The organism is Pseudomonas sp. PA-1-3F, from assembly GCF_021609665.1.
In the GTDB taxonomy this organism is placed as follows: Bacteria; Pseudomonadota; Gammaproteobacteria; order Pseudomonadales; family Pseudomonadaceae; genus Aquipseudomonas; species Aquipseudomonas paracarnis.
In genome coordinates, this window is the sequence record NZ_WJZD01000039.1 from 28,294 (window position 1) to 47,815 (window position 19,522).

Below are 19,522 nucleotides of genomic sequence, written 5' to 3' on the forward strand. Positions count from 1 at the left end.
AACGATCACAGCACACCGCAAAAAATATTTTCACCCGGCCCTATCACTTTTCGATTCTCGCTCGGCACCTAGGCAATTGAGAAATATTTCCATTCAGGAGCCGCCCTTATGTCCCGCACGCTAGACACCTTGTTGCGCCCCAGCCTGTTAGCCATGGCGATCGCCCTCAGCGCCCCGCTCGCCAGCTCCCCGCTGATCGCCGCCGAACAAGCCTCCAGCGTGCGCGCCTATAACCTGCCGGCTGCGCCCCTGGCCACCACCCTGAACCAGATCGCCAGCCAGGCCGGCCTGGCGCTGACCCTCAACCCCGCACTCGCCGCCGGCAAGACCTCGGCGCCGGTCAAAGGCCAGTTCGATGCGCAGGGCGCGTTGCGTGAGGCCTTGCGCGGTACTGGCTTGCAGTTGGAACAAAGCAGTGTGGGCACTTACACCCTGATGCCGGTTCCGGAGGGCGTCGTTGCCTTGCCGACCACCAACATCACCGGCCAAGGCAGCTATGAAAGCGCCTGGGGGCCGGTGGATGGCTATGTCGCTACTCGAACAGCGGCGGGCACAAAGACTGATACTCCTATCGCCGAGCTGCCCCGTTCCGTCACGGTCATTACTCGCCAGCAAATGGAAGACCGCTCCGTTCTCAACCTTAATGACGCCCTGCGCTACACGGCCGGCGTGCAGAGCAGTGGCTATGGCTCCGATTCGCGCAGTGATTGGTTACTGGTTCGCGGTTTTGTCCCGACCCAATTCCTCGATGGTCTGCCTTTGCCCAAGGGTAACTACGCGACGCCGAAAATCGATACTTGGAATCTGGAACGCATCGCCGTGCTGCGAGGCCCCGCTTCGTCGGTCTACGGGCAAACCCCACCCGGCGGCTTGCTGGATATGGTTAGCCGTCGCCCCGAGGCCGAAAGCTCAAACGAAATTGAAGTGCAGGCAGGCAGCAACAACCACAAGCAGATCAACTTCGATAGCACCGGCAAAATCGACGACGAAGGCCAGTTCCTCTACCGAATCAGTGGCGTCGTCCGCGACAGCAATACGGCGGTGGACCACATCCCGGACAAGCGGTACAACGTTGCGCCCAGTCTCACGTGGAATATCAACGACGACACCAGGCTGACCTTGCTCACACAATTTACTCGCGACGATACCGGTATCACCGGTCAGTTCCTGCCGCTGCAAGGCACCAAATTGAGCTCGCCAGCCGGCAAGATTTCCCATCATAAGAACCTGGGCGATCCCGACTGGGAGTTCTACGACCGTACTTACTATGCACTGGGCTACGCGTTTGAAACGCGCCTGAACGACACTTGGCAGTTCCGCCAGAACCTGCGCTATACCAAGAACGACTTGTCGTTCCAGGGCCTTACCGCAGGGGGAGCGTTTTTCCCGAATGGCCCGGAAGCTGCGGTCGATGCCGACGGCAACGTGAGCCGCTCCGCCGGCAAGGTCGATGAGGACATCGGCCAGTTCGCAGTCGATAACAATTTTCAAGCTAACTTCCAGACCGGTCCTGTAAGTCATACCCTATTGCTTGGTCTCGACCACCAGCGCTCCGACAGCAATGCCCGCTGGCTATGGGGTTCAGCCGGTGTACCCACCATTAACTTCAATCGACCGGTGTACGGACAGGACTTTTCCAAGGTCCAGTACTTCACCATGTATGACTACAACCAAAAAACCCAACAGACCGGTCTGTACGTTCAAGACCAAATGGCCCTCGATAACTGGCGCTTGACCCTCGGCGGACGTGAAGACTGGGTACACACTGGCACTACCTTCCACAACATCAACGACGCCACCAATACTCAACGTGACAAGCATTTCAGCGGTAACGCGGCGTTGAGCTACGTCTTCGACAATGGCATTACTCCGTACCTGTCTTACGCCGAGTCATTCCAGGCGGGTTCAGGCACTCAAGTAGCCAGCACAGGGGCTTTCAAGCCAACTGAGGGCAAGCAATACGAAGCAGGCGTCAAATACCAACCACCGGGCACCAAAGCCTTGTATACCGCAGCGGTATTCGACCTGACTCAACAAAACACCTCGGTTACAGAAGGCAGCATCACGCGCCAAGTTGGCGAGGTTCGGGTTCGCGGCCTGGAACTCGAAGCCAGTGCAGACGTTACTGAAAGCCTAAAGCTGGTGGGTTCCTATACCTATAACGATAGCGAAATCACCCAAGGCGCAGTCGCTGAAAAAGGAAATCGTCTGAACCAGTTGCCTCGCAACCAAGCCACAGGATGGGCCGACTACACTTGGCGCAGCGGCCCGCTGGACGGTTTCGGTGTAGGTGCGGGCGTACGGTATGTCGGTGATACTTACGGCAACGCTGCCAACACCGAGCTCGGCCACGTAGGGTCCTATACCGTTTACGACGCCTCGGTGCATTACGACCTTGGCCGTGTAAGCAATGTCATGAAGGGCGTAACGGTGGCCGTCGACGCCAAGAACATCTTCAACAAGGACTATCTGTCCACCTGCGATGGTTTCTACTGCTACTACGGCGACCAACGTAACGTCGTAGCCAGCGTGAACTACAAATTCTAAGACGGTGAAAAACCGCTGATAAAGGGCTGCCTGAACCGCGGCCCTTTTGCCTTTGGAGCCGTGATGAAAAGCAAAACCATCCGCCGCTGGTCCTTCATCCACACCTGGACCAGCCTGATCTGCACCGTATTCCTGCTGCTGCTCGCCCTCACCGGCCTGCCGTTGGTGTTTCACCACGAGATCGACCACCTGCTGGGCAATGAGCCCGAACTGGCGCAGATGCCTGCCGATACGCCCCGGCTCAACCTTGAGCAGCTTGTGGCCAAAGCCCAGGCCCATCGCCCCGGTGAGGCCATGCAGTACCTTGCCTGGGACGAAGACGACAACAACGGCGTAATTGCGATCATGGCGGCCACAGCCGGCACTGAGCCGAATTCGTCGCACACCTTCATGCTCGATGCCCGCACTGGCGAAACCGTCGAAATGCCGTCTGCCAATGGGGGCTTCACTCTGTTCCTGCTGCGCCTGCATGTGGATATGTTTGCCGGACTGCCGGGCAAGTTATTGCTGGCGTTCATGGGCCTTCTGTTTGTGCTGGCGATTATCTCGGGCACGGTGTTGTACCTGCCGTTCATGCGCCGCTTGAAGTTCGCCACGGTGCGCCAGGACAAGTCCACCCGTTTGCGCTGGCTCGACCTGCACAACCTGATCGGCGTGGTCACTTTGACCTGGGCGCTGGTAGTGGGGGTAACCGGCGTGATCAGCGCCTGCGCCGACCTGATCATCGCCGCCTGGCGCCAGGACAGCCTCAGCGCCATGATCGAACCTTACAAGAACGCCCCGCCGCTGACCCAACGCGCGCCCGCCACGGAGCTGTTGAGCATTGCGGCCAAGGCCGCGCCCGGTATGGAACCGGACTTTATCGCCTTCCCCGGCACGCGTTTTTCCAGCGAACATCACTACGCCGTGTTCATGAAGGGCAGCACCCACCTGACCTCCCATTTGCTGACACCGGTGCTGATCGACGCCAGCACCCTGGCCGTCACCGCCATCGCCGAACGGCCGTGGTACATGGATGCCATGGGCATGTCCCAACCCCTGCATTTCGGTGATTACGGCGGCATGCCGATGAAGATTTTGTGGGCGGTGCTGGATGTGCTGACCATCATCGTGCTGGTGAGCGGCATTTACTTATGGATCGTACGGCGCAAGGCGGCCAAGGTATGAAGCCGCGGCAGTCGAATGTCTGGAAGGTCTTTGCCATACCGCTGGGGATTGGCCTGCTCAGTACCGCCGGGTTGTTTGCCGCGTTGCTGGGCGATGGGTGGTGGGATTCGTTGAGTTGGATCGGGCTGGGCATACCCGCGGCCATTGCCGTCTACAAACTACTGTAGGAGCGAGCTTGCTCGCGAAAAACCTGAGAGCACCGCGTTAAACCAGGCGAGCTGCGTTATCGTTGGCGTTATTCGCGAGCAAGCTCGCTCCTACAGAGGAATGCCCATGTCCGCCCCCAGCATGACCTTGTTCCACAACCCCGCTTCGCCCTTCGTGCGCAAAGTTCGCGTGCTGCTGATCGAAACCGGCCAGCAGGATCGTGTGGCCCTGCACGCGTGCCTGCCCACTCCGGTCAACCCGGATGCCGAAGTGCTGCAAGGCAACCCCGTGGGCAAGATCCCGGCCCTGCGCCTGGCCGACGGTTCGGTATTGCATGACAGCCGGGTGATTCTCGATTACCTCGACCACCAGCATGTCGGCAACCCGCTGATCCCCCGCGCCGGCTCGGCCCGCTGGCGGCGCCTGACCCTGGCCTCGATGGCTGACGGCATCATGGATGCCGCCGTGCTGGTACGTTACGAGACCGCCATGCGTCCGGTGGAGAAACACTGGCACCAATGGTTGGACGAACAGCGCAACAAGATCCGCCGCGCCCTCGCCGAACTGGAGCGGGACGCCATTGCCGAACTGGCCAGCCACTTCGACATCGCCGCCATCAGCGTGGCCTGTGCCCTGGGCTACATAGACTTTCGCCACCCGGATCTGCAATGGCGCATAGATAACCCCAAGCTTGCCGCCTGGTACGCCGAGGTCAGTCAGCGGCCTTCGATGCACCAGACCCAACCCCCGGTTTGACCAGCCCCCTGTAGGAGCGAGCTTGTTGTGGCGAGGGAGCTTGCTCCCGCTCGACAGCGCAGCTGGAGCCGGCTTTATCAGGGGCGCTTCGCACCCCAGCGCAAGCAAGCTTGCTCGCCACAACAAGCTCGCTCCTACAGTGAAAGGTGGCGTTGGTGAGGAAGTCGACCATCCTCGCTTTCATCTGCTGATCTTCGCGCAATCCGATCATTGCCCTTGCTCCACCTTGCGTTTACCCACCCCGTACCAATCCAGCTTGCGCGTCAGCACCATCACCGTGCCCAGCAGGCCAAACAGCAGCAGCGAGCCCATCAACAGCGCGTAATCCTCGGCACTGAGCAAGCCGTACAGCAAGCCATACAACGTCGCCAGCCCGGCCGAAAACCCCAGGCCGTGGGCGACGCTACGCAGCACATGGCATACGTAGAAGCCGATCAACACCACACAGGCGCTGGCAGATATCAGATAGGCCAGGGCAAAGCCCAGATGCTCGGACAGCGACAACAGCAGCAGGTAGAAGAACGCCAGCGCCACGCCCACCAGGGCGTACTGGATAGGGTGCACCGCCAAACTCTTGAGCACCTCGAAGAGGAAGAAGCCGGCAAAGGTCAGGGCGATAAACAACAGCGCATATTTGATCGCCCGATCGCTCTTGAGGTACTGGTCTACCGGGTCGATGAAGTTCACCCCAAAGCTGCGGTTGCTGAAGTCTTCACAGCCTTGCCCGTCCAGGCAGTTCTGCAGGGCTTGTTCGAGGTTGGTGGAGAAGAATGTCGTCTGCCAATTGGCGCTGAAGCCCTGGTCGGTCACCTCACGTTGAGCCGGCAGGAAGTTACCGATAAAGCTCGGGTGCGGCCAGTTGGACGCCAGTGATACCTGGCTGGTCTTGCCCACGGGCACCACTTGCAGTTGCTCGGTGCTTTGCAGGCGCAGGTCGAAGGCGAACTCCAGCACGGAAGGTTTCTTGCCGTCCTGCGCCGGCAGCGTCACATGCACGCCCTCACCCAGCCAGTCGACTTGGGAGCCTGGCGAGAACTCCAGCCGCTGGTCACCCAGCTCCAGTTTCAGCGCGTTTTCAATACCCCGAATATCACTGATGCCCACCGCCAAAAACGCCGGCTCAAAGCGGTAGTCGGCGAAGTCTTCGGTGATCCCCAACTGCGCAGGCAAGTCGAAACGCCCGCTGATACGGTTGTCGGCGTGGAACAACCGCGCCTGATAGATGCCCCGTGAGCGCAGTTCGGTTTGCACCTTGCCGTCGAGCTCAAAACGGTCCGGCAGGAAATACAGACGGCCGCGTTCTTCACGGGTTTCTTCGTAGCGCTTGTTGAGCTTTTCATTGAGCTTCCACTCGCGCACGGTCTTGCGATACGGCACCACCATCACCGGCCCGGTGAGGCGCTGGGCAAAGCTTGAGCTGCGGGCAATGTCCATCAGTACGCCGTCGCGCAGTTGCTGACGGTCGCTGATGATGCCGTTGATCATCAACAATGGAATCAGCAACAGCAGGATCAGCAGCGCAATCGCGCCCAATTTGAAAAGCAGGTTGCGGTTCATGGGTCTCTCCCTGTTTTGATGGGGAGAGTCTGCCCAGTGGGTATGGGAGATTTATGTGGGCAATGTGGAGACTGTGTGGAGATGCAGCACCGCTTGCACGCCGCCCGGTACGTTGCCGATCTGCAACGAGCCGCCGTGCAGCTTCATCACCTCCTCGACAAAGTTGAGCCCCAGGCCCGTACTTTTGCGCCCGCTGGCCGGGCGCGGCAGCGAGTAGAAGCGCTCGCTCAGGCGCGGCAAGGCGTAATCGGGAATCGCCTCCGCCTGGTTGAACAGGCTGACCTGCACCTCGTTATGCCGCACCTGCGCGCTGAACCGCAGCGTGCCGCCGGGCGGAGTAAAGTCCAAGGCATTGTCCAGCAGGTTACCCAGGGCCTGGCGTAGCAGGAAAGGTTCGCCAAATACCTTCACATCAGCGGCAATCGCCTGCTCGACGTGCAAGCCGGCGCCTTCGACCCGCGCACATTGAGCCTTGAGCACATCCTCAACCAGGGCGGCCAAAGGAATGCTCGATTGCTCTTCCAGACCCTGTCGCTGCTCCACCTGGGCCAGGTTCAACAGGCGTTCGATCAACTGTTGCAGGCGCGCACTTTCGCTGTCGATATTGCCGACAAACCGCTGCTGCTGCTCGCGGCTCATGTCACCCTGCAACAGCTCTGCTGCACCGCGAATCGCCGCCAACGGGCTCTTCAGTTCATGGGTCAGCGTATGCACGTAGCGCTCTACGTAAGCCTTGCCTTCCAGCTGCGTGCGCATGTGTTCCACGGCGGTGGATAACTGCTTGAGCTCGCCGCCGCGATAATGCGGCAACTCGGCGCGGCGGCCCTCGCTGACGGCTTCGGCATAGGCGGTAAGGCGTCTGAGGGCCGCCGTCAGCCACCATGACAATAGCGCGCCCAGCAGCAGCCCCAGGGTGACCAGCCCGGCGCCGTACCACAGCAGGCGCCGCTCTGTGCGATCCACGTAGGGTTGCAACGAGCTGTTGGGCTTGGCCACCGTGACCACGCCGATGATCTGGCCGTTATCGCGAATCGGCGCCCCCACGTGCATCACCGATGAGGTGGGGTCGTCTGCATCGCTGCGGGTGGAGCGCGCACCGTATTCGCCACGCAGGGTCAGGTACACGTCGTTCCATTTCGAATAGTCCTGGCCCACCGCTTCACCGCTGGAGTCGAGCAATACCCTGCCCTTGGCGTCGGTCACGTAGATGCGATGGTTGACCTGGTTTTTCGGCAGCCCCCAGATCACCGCACCCGGCTGACGGTTGCCATAGGCCTTGAGCAGCTCGGGCCAATGGCTCTGGCCGAGGGTGCCGTTTTTAACGTCTGCACGCAGGATTTCAGCCAGCAGGTTGGCGGTGTCCACCAATGTTTCTTCGGTGGACTGGCGCACGCCGGGGCGGATTTCCTTCATCACGGTGTTGAGCACGAAGTAGCCGGTCAGGCCGATAAACAGCGCATACACCAGGAAAATCCGCAGCCCAAGACGCATCAGCTGTGGCTCGGGCTGTAGCTATAGCCGAGGCCACGATGGGTCTGGATCGGCTCGGCATCCGCCGCCACACTCCTGAGTTTGCTGCGCACACTCTTGATATGGCTGTCGATATTGCGCTCGTAACCGGCATCAACGGGTACGCCCACCGCGTCCAGCAGTTGCTCGCGGCTGAACACGCGCTCGGGTTGGTCCAGCAGACTTTGCAGCAGGCGGAACTCATGCCGCGTGAGGCTCAAGGGTTGGCCGCGATAAAGAATCTGCATGCGTTCCAGATCCACTTGGAACAGGGTTGGCGCCACACACGGGCCGACCCGCTTGAGAATCGCCCTGACCCTCGCCGCCACTTCCCGCGGGCTGAAAGGCTTGACCACATAATCGTCGGCACCGATCTCCAGCCCTACCACCCGGTCGATCTCCGCATCCCGGGCACTGAGGAACATCACCGGCACTTCGCTGAAGCGGCGCAATTGCTTGCAGGTTTCAAAGCCGGTGATGTCCGGCAGGCCGATGTCGAGGATGACCAGGTCGGCCGGGGTCTGGCGCTGATGCTCCAGCGCCGCCTGGCCGAGCGTCAGCCAGGTGGTGGTGAAGCCTTCGCCTTGCAGGGCAAAGATCAGCGTGTCGGCTATCGCCGCTTCGTCTTCGACAATCAGGATGTGCGGCATGGGTTCAATCAGCAGTCCGGTTTGTCGGCAGTGTAGCGACGTGCCGGGTTTACCGCAGCGCCAAATTCACGCAGGGCCTTGGCGCCGATCAGCAGCGGGTAGTTGAAGCTGCTGCGGTCGGTGAGGTTGACCTCGACGGTGCGCTTGACGTCGCCCAGGCACATCTCCAGATCGATCACCGGGCGCTTGGCCACACTGGCTTCGTCCTTGTCATCATCTTCGTCGGCGCGGCTCTTGATCTTGCTGATGCGCGACACCTTGTGCTCATAGACCTTGTTACCCGCGTCTTCACCGCCGAGGCGGAAGCGCACCCAGTCATCGCCGTCGCGCTGAAAGGTTTCGATGTCGCGCGCCGACAGCGAGGCGGTCAGCGCGCCGGTGTCCATCTTGGCCTTGAACGTCTGGCCGATCTCCGGCAACTGGATGTATTCGTAGCGACCGTAAAGGGTGGGTTCGGCGGCCATGACAGGCACAGCAACCAGGGCGAACGCGGCAAGGAGCAATTTCACGGCAGGATTTCCTCGAAAGAAGTGGGCGGAGTCTAGACCGCAAACACAGCACTTAGTTGGATGACCGAGCATATCGCGCACAGTGTGAAACATTCGTCGGGCAATTTGCGATTTGGCCTCTAGACTCACCTTGCTTATCATGGCCCGCCCACAGAATTCCAAGAGTTGCTTATGCGCCGCCTGCTCACCGGCTGTCTGGTTACACTGCTGCTGTTAGTCAACACGCTGATCCTGATCGGCCCCTTGATGGTCTTCGCCCTGCTCAAGCTGGTGGCGCCAGGGCGCTCGCGTGACTATGCCTCATGGGCGGTGATGTGGATCGCCGAAACCTGGGCCGAGATCGACAAGCTGATCTTCGCCGCGTGCATCCCCACCCAATGGGATATTCGCGGTGGCGAAGACCTGCGCGGCGATACCTCTTACCTGGTGATCAGCAACCACCAATCCTGGGTCGATATTCCCGCGCTGATCCAGGCATTGAACCGGCGCACGCCGTTCTTCAAGTTCTTCCTGAAAAAAGAACTGATCTGGGTGCCCTTCCTCGGCCTGGCCTGGTGGGCGCTGGATTACCCCTTCATGAAACGCTACACCAAGGCGTTCCTGGCCAAGCACCCGGAGCTGGCGGGGCAGGATTTGAAGATCACCAAAGAGGCCTGCGAGCTGTTCAAGCGCCAGCCGGTCACGGTGGTCAATTACCTGGAGGGCACGCGGTTCAACGAGGCCAAGCGCAAGCAGCAGGCGTCACCGTTTACCCGATTGCTCAAGCCCAAGGCGGGCGGCGTGGCATTTGTGCTGGCGGCGATGGGCGAACAACTGGACGCGATCCTCGACGTGACCGTGGTGTATCCGCAGCAAAAGATTCCGGGGTTCTGGGACTTGATCAGCGGCGCAGTGCCGAAGGTGATCGTGGATATCCGTACCCGCGAACTGGACCCGGCGTTGTGGCAAGGGGATTACGAGAACGATCCGGCGTTTCGCCAGACCGTCCAGAACTGGGTCAACCAGCTCTGGATGGAAAAGGATGCGCGCATCGAACAACTGCGCCAAGAACCTTAGCTGCCGGTGCCCCAGGCCTGAGCCAATTTGCCCAGCACGGAACTGCTGGCCCCCTCGCCGCCCAGGTATTTCAGGATCACCGGGGCAAACTGGCCGACCATGCCGCTGTCCATGCCCAATGCGCTGAAGGCGGTGTTCAAGTCATTGGTGCTTTTCACGTTGCCCAACAGGCCGTCCAGGCCGCTGGTCTTGCTGCCACCGGTTTGGCCGAGCATCCCGCTCAGGGCTCCGAGGCTGCCCAATGCGTTATTACCTGACAACTTGTCGAGGCCCGGTACAGTGCTGCTCAACTGCGAGAAGTCGTTGCCGCTGAGTTTGTTCTTGGCCAGACCCAGCATGGCGCCCGTGCCGCCCACTGCTTGCTCGGGGGTGATGTTCAGTTGCGAGGTCAAGGCCGTCAGCAGGTCGGCCGTCTCCGAGGTGGGCGCGGCGGCGGCAGCCTTGTTGTTGCCACCCTGCATGCCGGAAATGGCATTGGCTGCATCGCCAAGGCTGAAACCTGCGGCGAACACCGGGCCGGCGGCCACGGTCAACAGGCAGGACAGGGCAAAACCGCGTGAAATCTTCATCGACACAACCTCTGGGTATAGGGGTAAACGCAGGCGTTGGACTGGGTATCCCGTCGGTTGTTCCGGAGCCCCTGAGGAACCCATCGGGGATAAGCGGGTCCATGAACTGACTACAAAATTTGTCGAGAAGAGACTTATGACTGCGATCCAACCCCCAGTGATTGAGCACAAGCCTGCGTTCTGGAGCCGCCCTCGCCTGTTCATCGGCGCCTGCGTGGTGGTGGTTGCCGGTATCGGCGGCGCGCTCTACACCCAGGACAGCGTCAAATCCGCGGCGACATTGGTGACCACGACCCAGCAGCCAGCCGCACAAATCATGGCCCACAAGGATTACCTGGAAGTGCAGCCGATTGCCTCCACGGCGCCAGCACCGGACCAAAGCCTTGAACTCTGGGCGATTCCCAAAGACGGCACACCGGTATCCCTTGGCCTGCTGCCGGAGGATGGCAAAGGCATCATCGGCCTGAATCCGCGCCAGCAAGAAAGCATCAGCAAGCCGGTGGAGCTGATGGTGAGTTCGGAAACCAAGGGTGGCTCGGTGAGCAAGCAACCGACAGGGCCGACGGTCTACCAAGGCGCCCTGGCCACGCGCTAATCACCGGCTGACACTCGGTTTAAATGTAGGAGTGGGCTTGCCCTGATGCCGATCCGTTAAGCGAACGCAATGTTCAAAGCAACAAAGATCAAATGTGGGAACTGGCTTGCCTGCGAAAGCGATAATGCAGTGACTGACACATCGCCTTCGCGGGCGAGCCTGCTCCCAGAGATGGTCTCATTTGCAGACTCACCGGCCGACCCGTTGCATGTCCCGTAACCTGCTGTAGCAGCTTCCAAGGAACCTAACCCGTGTAACGCCCCACCCAGATCGGCCTCCCAACGCAGAGCAGGGAGGACTACCTCGTGGACAAGGAGTTATAACGATGATCGGATGGGTACCTAATCTCTTTTCTCTAGTCACCGCCTACAACCTGCCAGCCCGCAACGCGGCCGTCGACACGGGCCAATGCCCTGCCGTCAGCGACATCCATTCAAAACCCTACACAGACCCCGACCTGCCGCCGCCCTATGGCGAGGGCTATCAGTATTCAGCCCAAACCCAAGGCAAAACATGGACGGGGCAAACCGCCGGGACCAACGATGATTTTCTGGACCCGGAATACGCACTGCAGGCAGAAGCCATCAACGTGCGCGACGGTAAGGTGCACTGTGATTACGGTGGAAAACGTTTGATAAAAAACGGTGAGGTGGCCGATCCCTATTTGCGGTTGACGGCGCTTAAGTGATGCAAAGGGCGACTCGAAGGTCGCCCTTTGTTTGCTTGCGCATCAACTGGCAGTTTCCAAAGAACCTGTAGAAGCGGGTTTGCTGGAAATAGCAAACCTCAGACAAGTCCTACTTAACTAACAATAGAAAACTATCAGACTGCAGCCAACCCGTTCTAATAACAACCAAGCCACGGGCCAGGCCCCTCACGAAGTGCCGAAAACAGCAATGAATTTTTCGGAGAACGACATGTTTAAATCCTTCTTAAAACCCGGACTACTTGCAATTGCGCTGTTCGGCCTTCCGGCCGTTGCAAGTGCGAGCGGGTTAGCGAGCGCTATCGGCACCATCACTGTTCCGATTGGAAATTCTTTCTCAAATCAAGCTGTCACTGAATCAGCATTTTCTCGTTCATGCAGCACCGGGAATTTTGTCGGCTACGTTCAAGGCGTTATTGCCGGTAGCGGAAGTACCATACATTACGTGCGCGTAGACAAGTACCGAATTGTGAAAACCGACGGGCACACCGACAGAAGCAAAGCCAATGTCAATATCAAGACCGTCAGCCGAAATGAAACCCGCGTGACAAAGTCAGCAGATGCCATGAAGCAGGACAGGCAATGGCATGATTTGAAAATGGCCAACTATAACCCCGGTTTGCGAAGTGCAGAAATTGAGATGATATTTGATAAGTCCGGGTCCGACCCTAGATGCTTTATCTCGATCTAAGCCGCTGATTGTTCGCCGCTGGTGCTCTTGCATTTACAAAAGCACCGGCGTCAGGCACCTAGCCCAATGAAAAGACAACTCGCACACGGTTTTTTGTTTGCATGCGAACAGTCAAATACATTGTCGCCATCCCGCCTCCTTTATCGAACATCCTGAACTTCAAATGCTCGTGATCCCTGCCCCCCCGCTCGCCCTCTCGCTGCAGGGCGTATGCAAGCATTATCAACTTGCCAAACAGCCCATCTCAATTCTTGAGAACATAAACTTGCAGATAAACGCAGGTGACCACTGTGCCGTACTTGGCACTTCGGGCTCAGGTAAGAGCACATTACTTAACATACTCGGCCTCTTGGACCGGGCTGATGAAGGGCGGTATGAGTTTTACGGACACGACACATCCAAGGCGACACCGGATCAACTGGCCGTGTTACGCAACCGACACCTAGGTTTCATCTACCAGAACTTCAACCTGATGCCACGCCTCAGCGCACTGGACAACGTCGCCTTGCCTCTCTCCTACCGTGGCCTTGGCCGGCGAGTAGCCCTGCAGCGTGCCATGCACAGACTCGACCAGGTCGGCCTCAGCCACCGGGCACATCACCTCCCCGCCGATCTGTCTGGCGGCCAACGACAGCGAGTCGCAATTGCGCGAGCTCTCGTGGGGGAGCCTTCCCTGATTCTCGCGGACGAGCCCACTGGCAATCTGGACAGCCGCACGGCAAACGACATTCTGGAATTGTTGCTGGCAATCAATCGTGAGCACCGCGTCACGCTGATTGTCGTCACCCATGATTTAGACATCGCCGCGCGCCTGGACAGACAAATCTTCGTTCAGGACCGAACCCTGCGTGAGCACGAACCGTGTCAGAACTGATGAGCGGCGGGAGCCAAACTTTTCGCGACCTGATACATGACGTCAGAACAAACCTGCGGACCTTGGGCAAACGCGCAGTGCTCACCCTTCTCGGCGTCGTCATGGGGAGCTGCTCGGTGGTCGCCCTCATCAATATCGGTCACAACGCCGCCGAAGAAGCCGCTGCAATCTTCCAGGGAATGGGTGTCGATACACTAGTTGCACAGGTTTCAAATGCCGCAGATACGAGGCAAACCTCGCCGCTGCCCGCAGGCATTACTCAACTGCGCAATAAAGTCCCTGATTTAGTGAACATTGCACCCGTTGCCCTGATGGGCAACTCAGTGACGTTCAAGGGGCGCGACATTTCTATCCAACTGATCGGCTCAACGCCCCCACTGAAACAGGCGTTGGGCTTGGAAGTGCATGAAGGGCGTTTTCTGAGCGAATTCGATGACCAAGCCACTCATGCAGTGATAGGCCGCCAGCTCGCCGATGAACTCTCCAGCGCTGGCACGCCGGTGCGCATAGGCGACACACTACGAGTGCAACATGCACTGTTCCAAGTCATAGGCGTTCTGCATCCACGGTTTGCGTCGGCGATTGCTCCGTTCGACCCCAACACCTCCATGTTTATTCCACTGCAAGGTGTCAGCCGACTACAAGCTTGGGCGCCAGTCACCCACGTTTTCGCACGTGCTCCGGGCGCGCGTCCTATTGGTAGCGTGGCGTCCGACTTCAAACACGGATTAAGACAGCTATTTCACGGCCAGGACATCGACGTTCTGGTCCCCCAGCAGATCATCGACGGCCTGTCCCAACAGAATCGAACCTTCACCTATCTGCTAGCCGCCCTCGCTGGCATTTCGCTTATCACCAGTGGTGTCGGGGTGATGAACGTCATGCTGATGAGCATCGCGCAACGGCGCCGAGAAATCGGTTTGCGCATGGCCATGGGCGCTCGTCCCCGCGATATCCGCAACCTGTTCATGATCGAAGCACTGACCTTGACCACCTTGGGAGCACTTACCGGAGCCATCCTGGGCGTCGGCTTGGCCCTCATTTATGCCCGTGTATCGGGATGGAGCTTCGCGCTGTCGCCAATGTCGGTGCCGTTGGGCATTGGCAGCGCGATAGTAGTCGGTATGTTTTTTGGGCTTTACCCCGCCCTTTCCGCCTCGCGGCTACAACCTGTGGAAGCGCTGCGTGAAGACGAGTAGATACCTGGTGCTGACCGCAGCGTTTTTCTTGTGTGTCCAGAATGCCAAAGCCTCCTCGCTGTTAAGCGAGCAGACTATCGGCATGAGTCTGGCGGATGCCCTTTACCTTGGCCTGCGCAACAACCGTGAAATACGCAGCGCTTACTTGCAAAGGGAGGGCCAAAAATTCGACCTGCGCGTGGCTGAGGACGCGTTCAAGCCAAAACTCTTGCTCAAGAGTGAATACACAAACATCAGAAGCAGCGAAGACCAAGCTCGTCAACTCGCACTTACCCCCACGGCTACGTTGCTCGGACAGTACGGCACGCGCTTGAACGTGGGATGGACCCAGCAGCTCAACCATTCCGAGCAGGTGGGCCACCTGCGCAGCGACGGGATAAACCTGGAAATAATCCAACCGTTATTGCGCGGATCCGGCCCGGATGTCACCACCGCCCCCCTGCGGCTCGCAAGATTGTCAGAGCAAGCCAACCGCCTGAACCTCAAGGCGAATATTTCTCAAACAGTCTCCACCATCATCACAACCTATCGGGAGCTGATCAGGGCTCAGGAGCAACTGGGCATCGTCCAGGCGTCGCTTCAAAGGGCGCGGGCCTTGTTGACGGTGAACAAAGCACTGATCAACGCCGGGCGCATGGCTCAATTTGAAATCGTGCAGACCGAAGCTGATATCGCCGTCCAGGAACTGAGTGTCGAAGAAGCGCAAAACCAGCTGGATATTCAACGCCTCGCCCTGCTGCGCCTGCTGGCACTGGATTTGTCCACGAACATTCAGGCCACCGAGGCCGTACAGGCAACTCCACTGGAGGTCGATCTGCCACAAGCCATACACCTGGCGCAAGCTCAGCAACCTCAGTACCTCTCCACATTGCTCAATGGCCAGCAGGCCGCGTTGGACATGATCCTCGCCAAGGATGCCGCTCGCTGGGACCTCTCTCTGGTGGCGGGTGCCAGTCAGGTGCGTGAGCACCCAGGCACCGGCTCTGCTCGGCGCTGGGAAAGCTATACCGGCCTTCAGTTGGAAATCCCCATTGGCGACATCAGCACCCGCCAAGCGCAGACACGTGCGCGTATCAATGTAGAACAACAGCAGTTGCTAATCGCCGACGCCCGTCAAGAATTGGAACGCAACGTCAGCAACGTAGTGCGCGAACTTGGCACCCGCTGGCGTCAATATGAAATCGCCCTGCGTGCCAACGAACTGTCCACGCGCAAGCTGGACATCGAGCGCGAAAAACTCAGCGTCGGGCGCTCCAGCAATTTTCAAATCATCAGTTTCGAAAACGATCTGCGCGATGCGGAAAATGCACGTATCAACGCACTCATCGCTTATCTGAACGCCCAGACGCAATTGGACGAAACCCTCGGCATGACCTTGGAAAAATGGGAGATTGCACTTGAAGGCCCACACTGAAAAGGCCTGTCACTCGCACTATTGGCGCATAGGTTCGATGATGCTGATAGCGTTGATTGGCGCTGCATTGATCGTGAAAAAAGTTGCGATTGCGCCGCCCCCCGCACCGCAATGGGTGAGCGTGCACACCAAGCCAATGACGCTACATATCGGCCTGGTCGGAAAATTCGAGCCTATCCAAACCATCGTGCTCAACGCTCCATTCGAAGGCGTTATCCAGTCCCTCGAAGCCGAACAGGGCCAGTGGGTACAGAAAGGCCAAGCGCTTCTGAGCATGGACCCTACGCTGATCGAGCTGCAGTTACGCGAAGCCCTGTCCGGGCAACTCAAAGCCCAACGAACCGTGCACGAGTTGAACAATTGGGAAAACGGCACTCAAGTCACACGAGCGCGTCGTGCGTTACGCACCGCCGACATCTCACTGAGCAACCTGGAAGGCAGGCTACGAGAAAACCGCCATCTGTTCGAACGCGGCATTATTGCGCGCAACGAACTTGACGAACTGGAGCAGCAAACGAAGTTGCAACGACTTGAACGCAGCAGCGCTCAAAACGAGCTGAACGCGTTATTAGACGAAGGGAAAGGGCAGGCTCGGCAGATTGCCGAAATGGAGCTGACCAATGCCACGGTGAGGTACGAACAGCTGCAACGGTTGATTGCCAAACAAGTCGTGGTAGCACCGTTCACCGGCGTTATTGTTCCTGTAAATGCCGCACAAGGGGCCGGAGTAACGCCTCTCGTACAGACCGGCTCAAGGGTCAGTCAGAATCAGGCTCTGCTGGGTTTGGCCAATACCGAAACACTGAAGATCGTCACTACGGCATCCGAGCTGGATATCAACCAGCTGCAACCGGGACAGCGCGTTGAAATCCTGGGTGATGGATTTCTCGGCGAGCCGCTGCTTGGCCATGTGCAAGCGGTCGGCAACCTGGCCTTGCCCAGCGATGACCCCGGTGACAGTGCACTGTTTCCCGTCACACTGAGCGTGGCGGCATTGACGCCAGGACAGGCCAAGCGTATCCGTCCCGGTATGAGCGCACGCCTGAACATCACGGCCTACCACAATGAACAGGCCATCATCGTGGCGCCCGAAGCGATAAGCCAGGAAGGCAGTGAAATGGTCGTGATTTACCGTAAAGGCGAGGGCCAGCCGATTGAACGCCGGATCGTAGAGGTGGGCCATGCCAACGCCGAGGGCGTAGAAGTTTTTGGTCTTGCACCCGGGCAGGTGAGCCTTGGCAGCTCATCGCGAGAATGATGCGCGTCTTTGTTAAACAAAGGGCGACCCGCGGGTCGCCCTTTGTTTGCTTTGCCTTTACGCCGCACTGAACAGCTTGTGCGGATCAATCACAAACTTCTTCGGTACACCCGCATCGAACTCGCCATAGCCACGTGGCGCATCATCAAGGCTGATCACCTGCACGCCGACGATCTCAGCGATGTTGATACGGTCCCACATGATCGCTTGCATCAGTTGGCGGTTGTACTTCATCACTGGCGTCTGCCCGGTGTGGAAGCTGTGGGATTTGGCCCAGCCCAGACCAAAGCGAATGCTCAGGCTGCCCATTTTTGCGGCGGCATCGACAGCACCTGGATCTTCGGTCACATACAGGCCTGGGATACCGATCTTGCCTGCCACACGTACCACGCCCATCAGCGAGTTGAGCACGGTGGCCGGGGCTTCGGCCTTGACGCCGTCGTGGCCGTGGCCGCGTGCTTCGAAGCCCACGCAGTCAACGGCGCAGTCCACTTCGGGCTCGCCCAATAACGCGGCGATTTGTTCGTGCAGCGGGGTGTCGGTGGACAGGTCGACCACTTCAAAACCCTGGGCCTTGGCGTGGGCCAGGCGGATCGAGTTGACGTCGCCGATGATCACCACCGCTGCACCCAGCAAGCGAGCGGAGGCGGCAGCCGCCAGACCCACCGGGCCGGCACCCGCGATGTAGACAGTGCTGCCTGGGCCGACGCCGGCAGTAACAGCGCCGTGGTAGCCAGTGGGCAGGATGTCGGAGAGGCAGGTCAGGTCACGGATTTTCTCCATGGCCTTGTCACGGTCCGGCAGTTTCAGCAGGTTGAAGTCGGCATACGGCACCAGCACGTACTCGGCCTGGCCGCCGGTCCAGTCGCCCATGTCCACGTAGCCGTAGGCGCCACCGGCACGGGCCGGGTTGACGGTCAGGCATACGCCGGTGTGTTGCTCTTTGCACGAGCGGCAGCGGCCGCACGCGACGTTGAACGGCACGGAAACCAGGTCGCCGATTTTCAGGTTCTCGACGTCGCTGCCCTTCTCGATGACTTCACCGGTGATTTCATGACCGAGCACCAGGCCGGTCTGGGCGGTGGTACGGCCGCGCACCATGTGTTGGTCGGAGCCGCAGATGTTGGTGGAGACCACGCGCAGGATGACGCCGTGTTCAATCTTCCTGCCACGGGGGTCCTGCATTTTGGGATAGTCGATTTTCTGTACTTCGACCTTGCCGTTGCCGAGATACACGACACCACGATTACCAGACATGCTTTCACCTCGCTGTTGTTTTTATGGAACTGCGTTGCCCTTGGGGCAGCGCGTTAAGTGCTCGGGTACAGATGCTGTTTCTTGTGTTGCTTGTAAGGGCCTCATCGCAGGCAAGCCAGCTCCCACAGTGGATCGGGTTCACACCTCCAGGAATGTGGGAGCTGGCTTGCCTGCGATAGTGATCTAAAGAACGACGGTGCGATTGGCGTTCAAGAACACCCGCCGCTCGATGTGATACCCCACCGCCCGCGCCAATGTGAGCCCTTCGATATCGCGCCCCTTGGCAATCAAGTCTTCGGGATAGTGGCTGTGATCCACCACTTCCACGCCTTGGGCGATGATCGGCCCTTCATCCAGATCGTTGTTGATGTAATGCGCCGTGGCGCCCACCAGTTTCACACCCTTGTTGTACGCCTGGTGATAAGGCTTGGCGCCCTTGAAGCCCGGCAGCAACGAGTGGTGAATGTTGATGGCCTTGCCGTCCAGCTTGCGACACAGCTCTGGTGACAGCACTTGCATGTAGCGCGCAAGGATCACCAGTTCGGCGCCGGTGTCTTCCACCACTTGCCACACCTGGCGCTCCTGGGACGGTTTGTCGTTGGGGTCGAGGGGGAAATGGTAGTAGGGAATCTGGTGCCAATCAGCCAAGGGCTTCAGATCGGGATGGTTGGACACCACCGCGACTACGTCCATCGACAACTGGCCGATGCGCTGGCGATACAGCAGGTCGTTGAGGCAGTGATCGGCCTTGGAGACCATGATCACCACTTTGGGCCGGTAGTTCGGCGCCGTCAGTTCGAAGATCATGCCAAAGGCTTCACCACGGGTGGCCAAGCCATCGCGGAACGCCTGTTCGTCAAAGCCGTCAGGCTGACGGAACTCAACACGAATGAAAAACCGACCCGAGAGGCGGTCATCAAACGAGTGGTGCTCGGTGACGTAGCAGCCTTGCTCAAACAGGTAGCGGGTGACCGCGTCCACCGTGCCGAGCACGCTGGGGCAGTCGGCGGTCAAAATCCATGTATCGGGTGCGCGGCTCATGGGTCACTCCTCAGGCTGAT

General features: G+C 59.1%; 19 protein-coding genes. 12 read left to right on the forward strand and 7 right to left on the reverse strand.

Going from position 1 to position 19,522, the window contains the following annotated elements; translation table 11 throughout:
- The first annotated feature begins 108 nt into the window (after positions 1–108).
- From GIV26_RS23175 to GIV26_RS23190, 4 genes are all read left to right on the forward strand, one after another.
- Complete coding sequence (locus tag GIV26_RS23175) at positions 109–2,547, forward strand: TonB-dependent siderophore receptor (RefSeq protein ID WP_236282367.1); 2,439 nt, start codon at positions 109–111, stop codon at positions 2,545–2,547.
- A 63-nt stretch (positions 2,548–2,610) separates the two neighbouring features.
- Positions 2,611–3,714 carry a PepSY-associated TM helix domain-containing protein gene (locus GIV26_RS23180; protein ID WP_236282369.1) on the forward strand — a complete coding sequence of 368 codons (1,104 nt, stop codon included), beginning with the start codon at positions 2,611–2,613 and terminating at the stop codon, positions 3,712–3,714.
- Positions 3,711–3,881: a hypothetical protein gene (locus GIV26_RS23185; protein ID WP_236282371.1), complete on the forward strand. Its 171-nt coding sequence runs from the start codon at positions 3,711–3,713 to the stop codon at positions 3,879–3,881. Before GIV26_RS23180 ends, GIV26_RS23185 begins: the two co-directional genes overlap by 4 nt.
- 106 nt (positions 3,882–3,987) lie before the next feature.
- On the forward strand, positions 3,988–4,617 hold the full coding sequence (locus tag GIV26_RS23190) for a glutathione S-transferase (RefSeq protein WP_236282373.1): 630 nt from the start codon (positions 3,988–3,990) through the stop codon (positions 4,615–4,617).
- Between the two features lie 207 nt (positions 4,618–4,824).
- On the opposite strand, the gene creD is transcribed toward GIV26_RS23190, so the two are convergent.
- The 4 genes from creD to rloA2 are packed head-to-tail and all read right to left on the reverse strand — an operon-like array spanning position 4,825 to position 8,842.
- Positions 4,825–6,174: a cell envelope integrity protein CreD gene (gene creD / locus GIV26_RS23195; RefSeq protein WP_236282374.1), complete on the reverse strand. Its 1,350-nt coding sequence runs from the start codon at positions 6,172–6,174 to the stop codon at positions 4,825–4,827.
- A 51-nt stretch (positions 6,175–6,225) separates the two neighbouring features.
- Positions 6,226–7,665 (reverse strand): two-component system sensor histidine kinase CreC, encoded by a 1,440-nt coding sequence (creC, locus tag GIV26_RS23200; RefSeq protein WP_236282377.1) that lies wholly within the window; start codon positions 7,663–7,665, stop codon positions 6,226–6,228.
- Positions 7,665–8,333, reverse strand: a complete 669-nt coding sequence (gene creB, locus GIV26_RS23205) for a two-component system response regulator CreB (protein ID WP_060763981.1) — start codon at positions 8,331–8,333, stop codon at positions 7,665–7,667. The genes creC and creB overlap by 1 nt, the downstream gene beginning before the upstream one ends.
- An 8-nt stretch (positions 8,334–8,341) precedes the next feature.
- Positions 8,342–8,842 carry a retropepsin-like aspartic peptidase RloA2 gene (rloA2, locus tag GIV26_RS23210; protein ID WP_014720226.1) on the reverse strand — a complete coding sequence of 167 codons (501 nt, stop codon included), beginning with the start codon at positions 8,840–8,842 and terminating at the stop codon, positions 8,342–8,344.
- A 171-nt stretch (positions 8,843–9,013) separates the two neighbouring features.
- Between rloA2 and GIV26_RS23215 the strand changes: the two genes are divergently transcribed.
- Positions 9,014–9,898: an acyltransferase gene (locus tag GIV26_RS23215; RefSeq protein WP_105228780.1), complete on the forward strand. Its 885-nt coding sequence runs from the start codon at positions 9,014–9,016 to the stop codon at positions 9,896–9,898.
- On the opposite strand, the gene GIV26_RS23220 is transcribed toward GIV26_RS23215, so the two are convergent.
- The gene (locus GIV26_RS23220) at positions 9,895–10,467 is read right to left on the reverse strand and encodes a DUF2780 domain-containing protein (RefSeq protein ID WP_034128869.1); all 573 of its coding nucleotides are present in this window, start codon (positions 10,465–10,467) and stop codon (positions 9,895–9,897) included. The genes GIV26_RS23215 and GIV26_RS23220 overlap by 4 nt on opposite strands.
- Before the next feature lie 136 nt (positions 10,468–10,603).
- Here GIV26_RS23220 and GIV26_RS23225 point away from each other — a divergent pair, with 136 nt between their 5' ends.
- From GIV26_RS23225 to GIV26_RS23255, 7 genes are all read left to right on the forward strand, one after another.
- Positions 10,604–11,062 (forward strand): anti-sigma factor domain-containing protein, encoded by a 459-nt coding sequence (locus GIV26_RS23225; protein ID WP_034128870.1) that lies wholly within the window; start codon positions 10,604–10,606, stop codon positions 11,060–11,062.
- Positions 11,063–11,387: 325 nt separating this feature from the next.
- Positions 11,388–11,750, forward strand: coding sequence for a hypothetical protein (locus tag GIV26_RS23230; RefSeq protein WP_034128871.1), 363 nt, complete (start codon positions 11,388–11,390; stop codon positions 11,748–11,750).
- A 229-nt stretch (positions 11,751–11,979) separates the two neighbouring features.
- Positions 11,980–12,459: a hypothetical protein gene (locus tag GIV26_RS23235; protein WP_034128872.1), complete on the forward strand. Its 480-nt coding sequence runs from the start codon at positions 11,980–11,982 to the stop codon at positions 12,457–12,459.
- Between the two features lie 163 nt (positions 12,460–12,622).
- Positions 12,623–13,333, forward strand: a complete 711-nt coding sequence (locus GIV26_RS23240) for an ABC transporter ATP-binding protein (protein WP_034128873.1) — start codon at positions 12,623–12,625, stop codon at positions 13,331–13,333.
- Positions 13,333–14,532: an ABC transporter permease gene (locus GIV26_RS23245; RefSeq protein ID WP_236282386.1), complete on the forward strand. Its 1,200-nt coding sequence runs from the start codon at positions 13,333–13,335 to the stop codon at positions 14,530–14,532. Before GIV26_RS23240 ends, GIV26_RS23245 begins: the two co-directional genes overlap by 1 nt.
- Before the next feature lie 4 nt (positions 14,533–14,536).
- A complete protein-coding gene (locus GIV26_RS23250) occupies positions 14,537–15,946 on the forward strand; it encodes a TolC family protein (protein WP_232458739.1) in 1,410 nt (469 codons plus the stop codon).
- Positions 15,930–17,204, forward strand: a complete 1,275-nt coding sequence (locus GIV26_RS23255; RefSeq protein ID WP_442962919.1) for an efflux RND transporter periplasmic adaptor subunit — start codon at positions 15,930–15,932, stop codon at positions 17,202–17,204. The genes GIV26_RS23250 and GIV26_RS23255 overlap by 17 nt, the downstream gene beginning before the upstream one ends.
- Before the next feature lie 57 nt (positions 17,205–17,261).
- On the opposite strand, the gene fdhA is transcribed toward GIV26_RS23255, so the two are convergent.
- Both fdhA and purU read right to left on the reverse strand, forming a co-directional pair.
- Positions 17,262–18,461 carry a formaldehyde dehydrogenase, glutathione-independent gene (gene fdhA, locus GIV26_RS23260; RefSeq protein WP_014720230.1) on the reverse strand — a complete coding sequence of 400 codons (1,200 nt, stop codon included), beginning with the start codon at positions 18,459–18,461 and terminating at the stop codon, positions 17,262–17,264.
- A 183-nt stretch (positions 18,462–18,644) separates the two neighbouring features.
- Positions 18,645–19,502: a formyltetrahydrofolate deformylase gene (gene purU, locus GIV26_RS23265; RefSeq protein ID WP_005792124.1), complete on the reverse strand. Its 858-nt coding sequence runs from the start codon at positions 19,500–19,502 to the stop codon at positions 18,645–18,647.
- Between the last annotated feature and the right edge of the window lie 20 nt (positions 19,503–19,522).

Excerpts from the sequence above, each read along its gene's own strand:
- GIV26_RS23175 (WP_236282367.1), top strand. The coding sequence starts at position 109 with ATGTCCCGCACGCTAGACACCTTGTTGCGCCCCAGCCTGTTAGCCATG.
- GIV26_RS23180 (WP_236282369.1), top strand. The coding sequence starts at position 2,611 with ATGAAAAGCAAAACCATCCGCCGCTGGTCCTTCATCCACACCTGGACC.
- GIV26_RS23185 (WP_236282371.1), top strand. The coding sequence starts at position 3,711 with ATGAAGCCGCGGCAGTCGAATGTCTGGAAGGTCTTTGCCATACCGCTG.
- GIV26_RS23190 (WP_236282373.1), top strand. The coding sequence starts at position 3,988 with ATGTCCGCCCCCAGCATGACCTTGTTCCACAACCCCGCTTCGCCCTTC.
- creD (WP_236282374.1), bottom strand. The coding sequence starts at position 6,174 with ATGAACCGCAACCTGCTTTTCAAATTGGGCGCGATTGCGCTGCTGATC.
- creC (WP_236282377.1), bottom strand. The coding sequence starts at position 7,665 with ATGCGTCTTGGGCTGCGGATTTTCCTGGTGTATGCGCTGTTTATCGGC.
- creB (WP_060763981.1), bottom strand. The coding sequence starts at position 8,333 with ATGCCGCACATCCTGATTGTCGAAGACGAAGCGGCGATAGCCGACACG.
- GIV26_RS23215 (WP_105228780.1), top strand. The coding sequence starts at position 9,014 with ATGCGCCGCCTGCTCACCGGCTGTCTGGTTACACTGCTGCTGTTAGTC.
- GIV26_RS23220 (WP_034128869.1), bottom strand. The coding sequence starts at position 10,467 with ATGAAGATTTCACGCGGTTTTGCCCTGTCCTGCCTGTTGACCGTGGCC.
- GIV26_RS23225 (WP_034128870.1), top strand. The coding sequence starts at position 10,604 with ATGACTGCGATCCAACCCCCAGTGATTGAGCACAAGCCTGCGTTCTGG.
- GIV26_RS23230 (WP_034128871.1), top strand. The coding sequence starts at position 11,388 with ATGATCGGATGGGTACCTAATCTCTTTTCTCTAGTCACCGCCTACAAC.
- GIV26_RS23235 (WP_034128872.1), top strand. The coding sequence starts at position 11,980 with ATGTTTAAATCCTTCTTAAAACCCGGACTACTTGCAATTGCGCTGTTC.
- GIV26_RS23240 (WP_034128873.1), top strand. The coding sequence starts at position 12,623 with ATGCTCGTGATCCCTGCCCCCCCGCTCGCCCTCTCGCTGCAGGGCGTA.
- GIV26_RS23245 (WP_236282386.1), top strand. The coding sequence starts at position 13,333 with ATGAGCGGCGGGAGCCAAACTTTTCGCGACCTGATACATGACGTCAGA.
- fdhA (WP_014720230.1), bottom strand. The coding sequence starts at position 18,461 with ATGTCTGGTAATCGTGGTGTCGTGTATCTCGGCAACGGCAAGGTCGAA.
- purU (WP_005792124.1), bottom strand. The coding sequence starts at position 19,502 with ATGAGCCGCGCACCCGATACATGGATTTTGACCGCCGACTGCCCCAGC.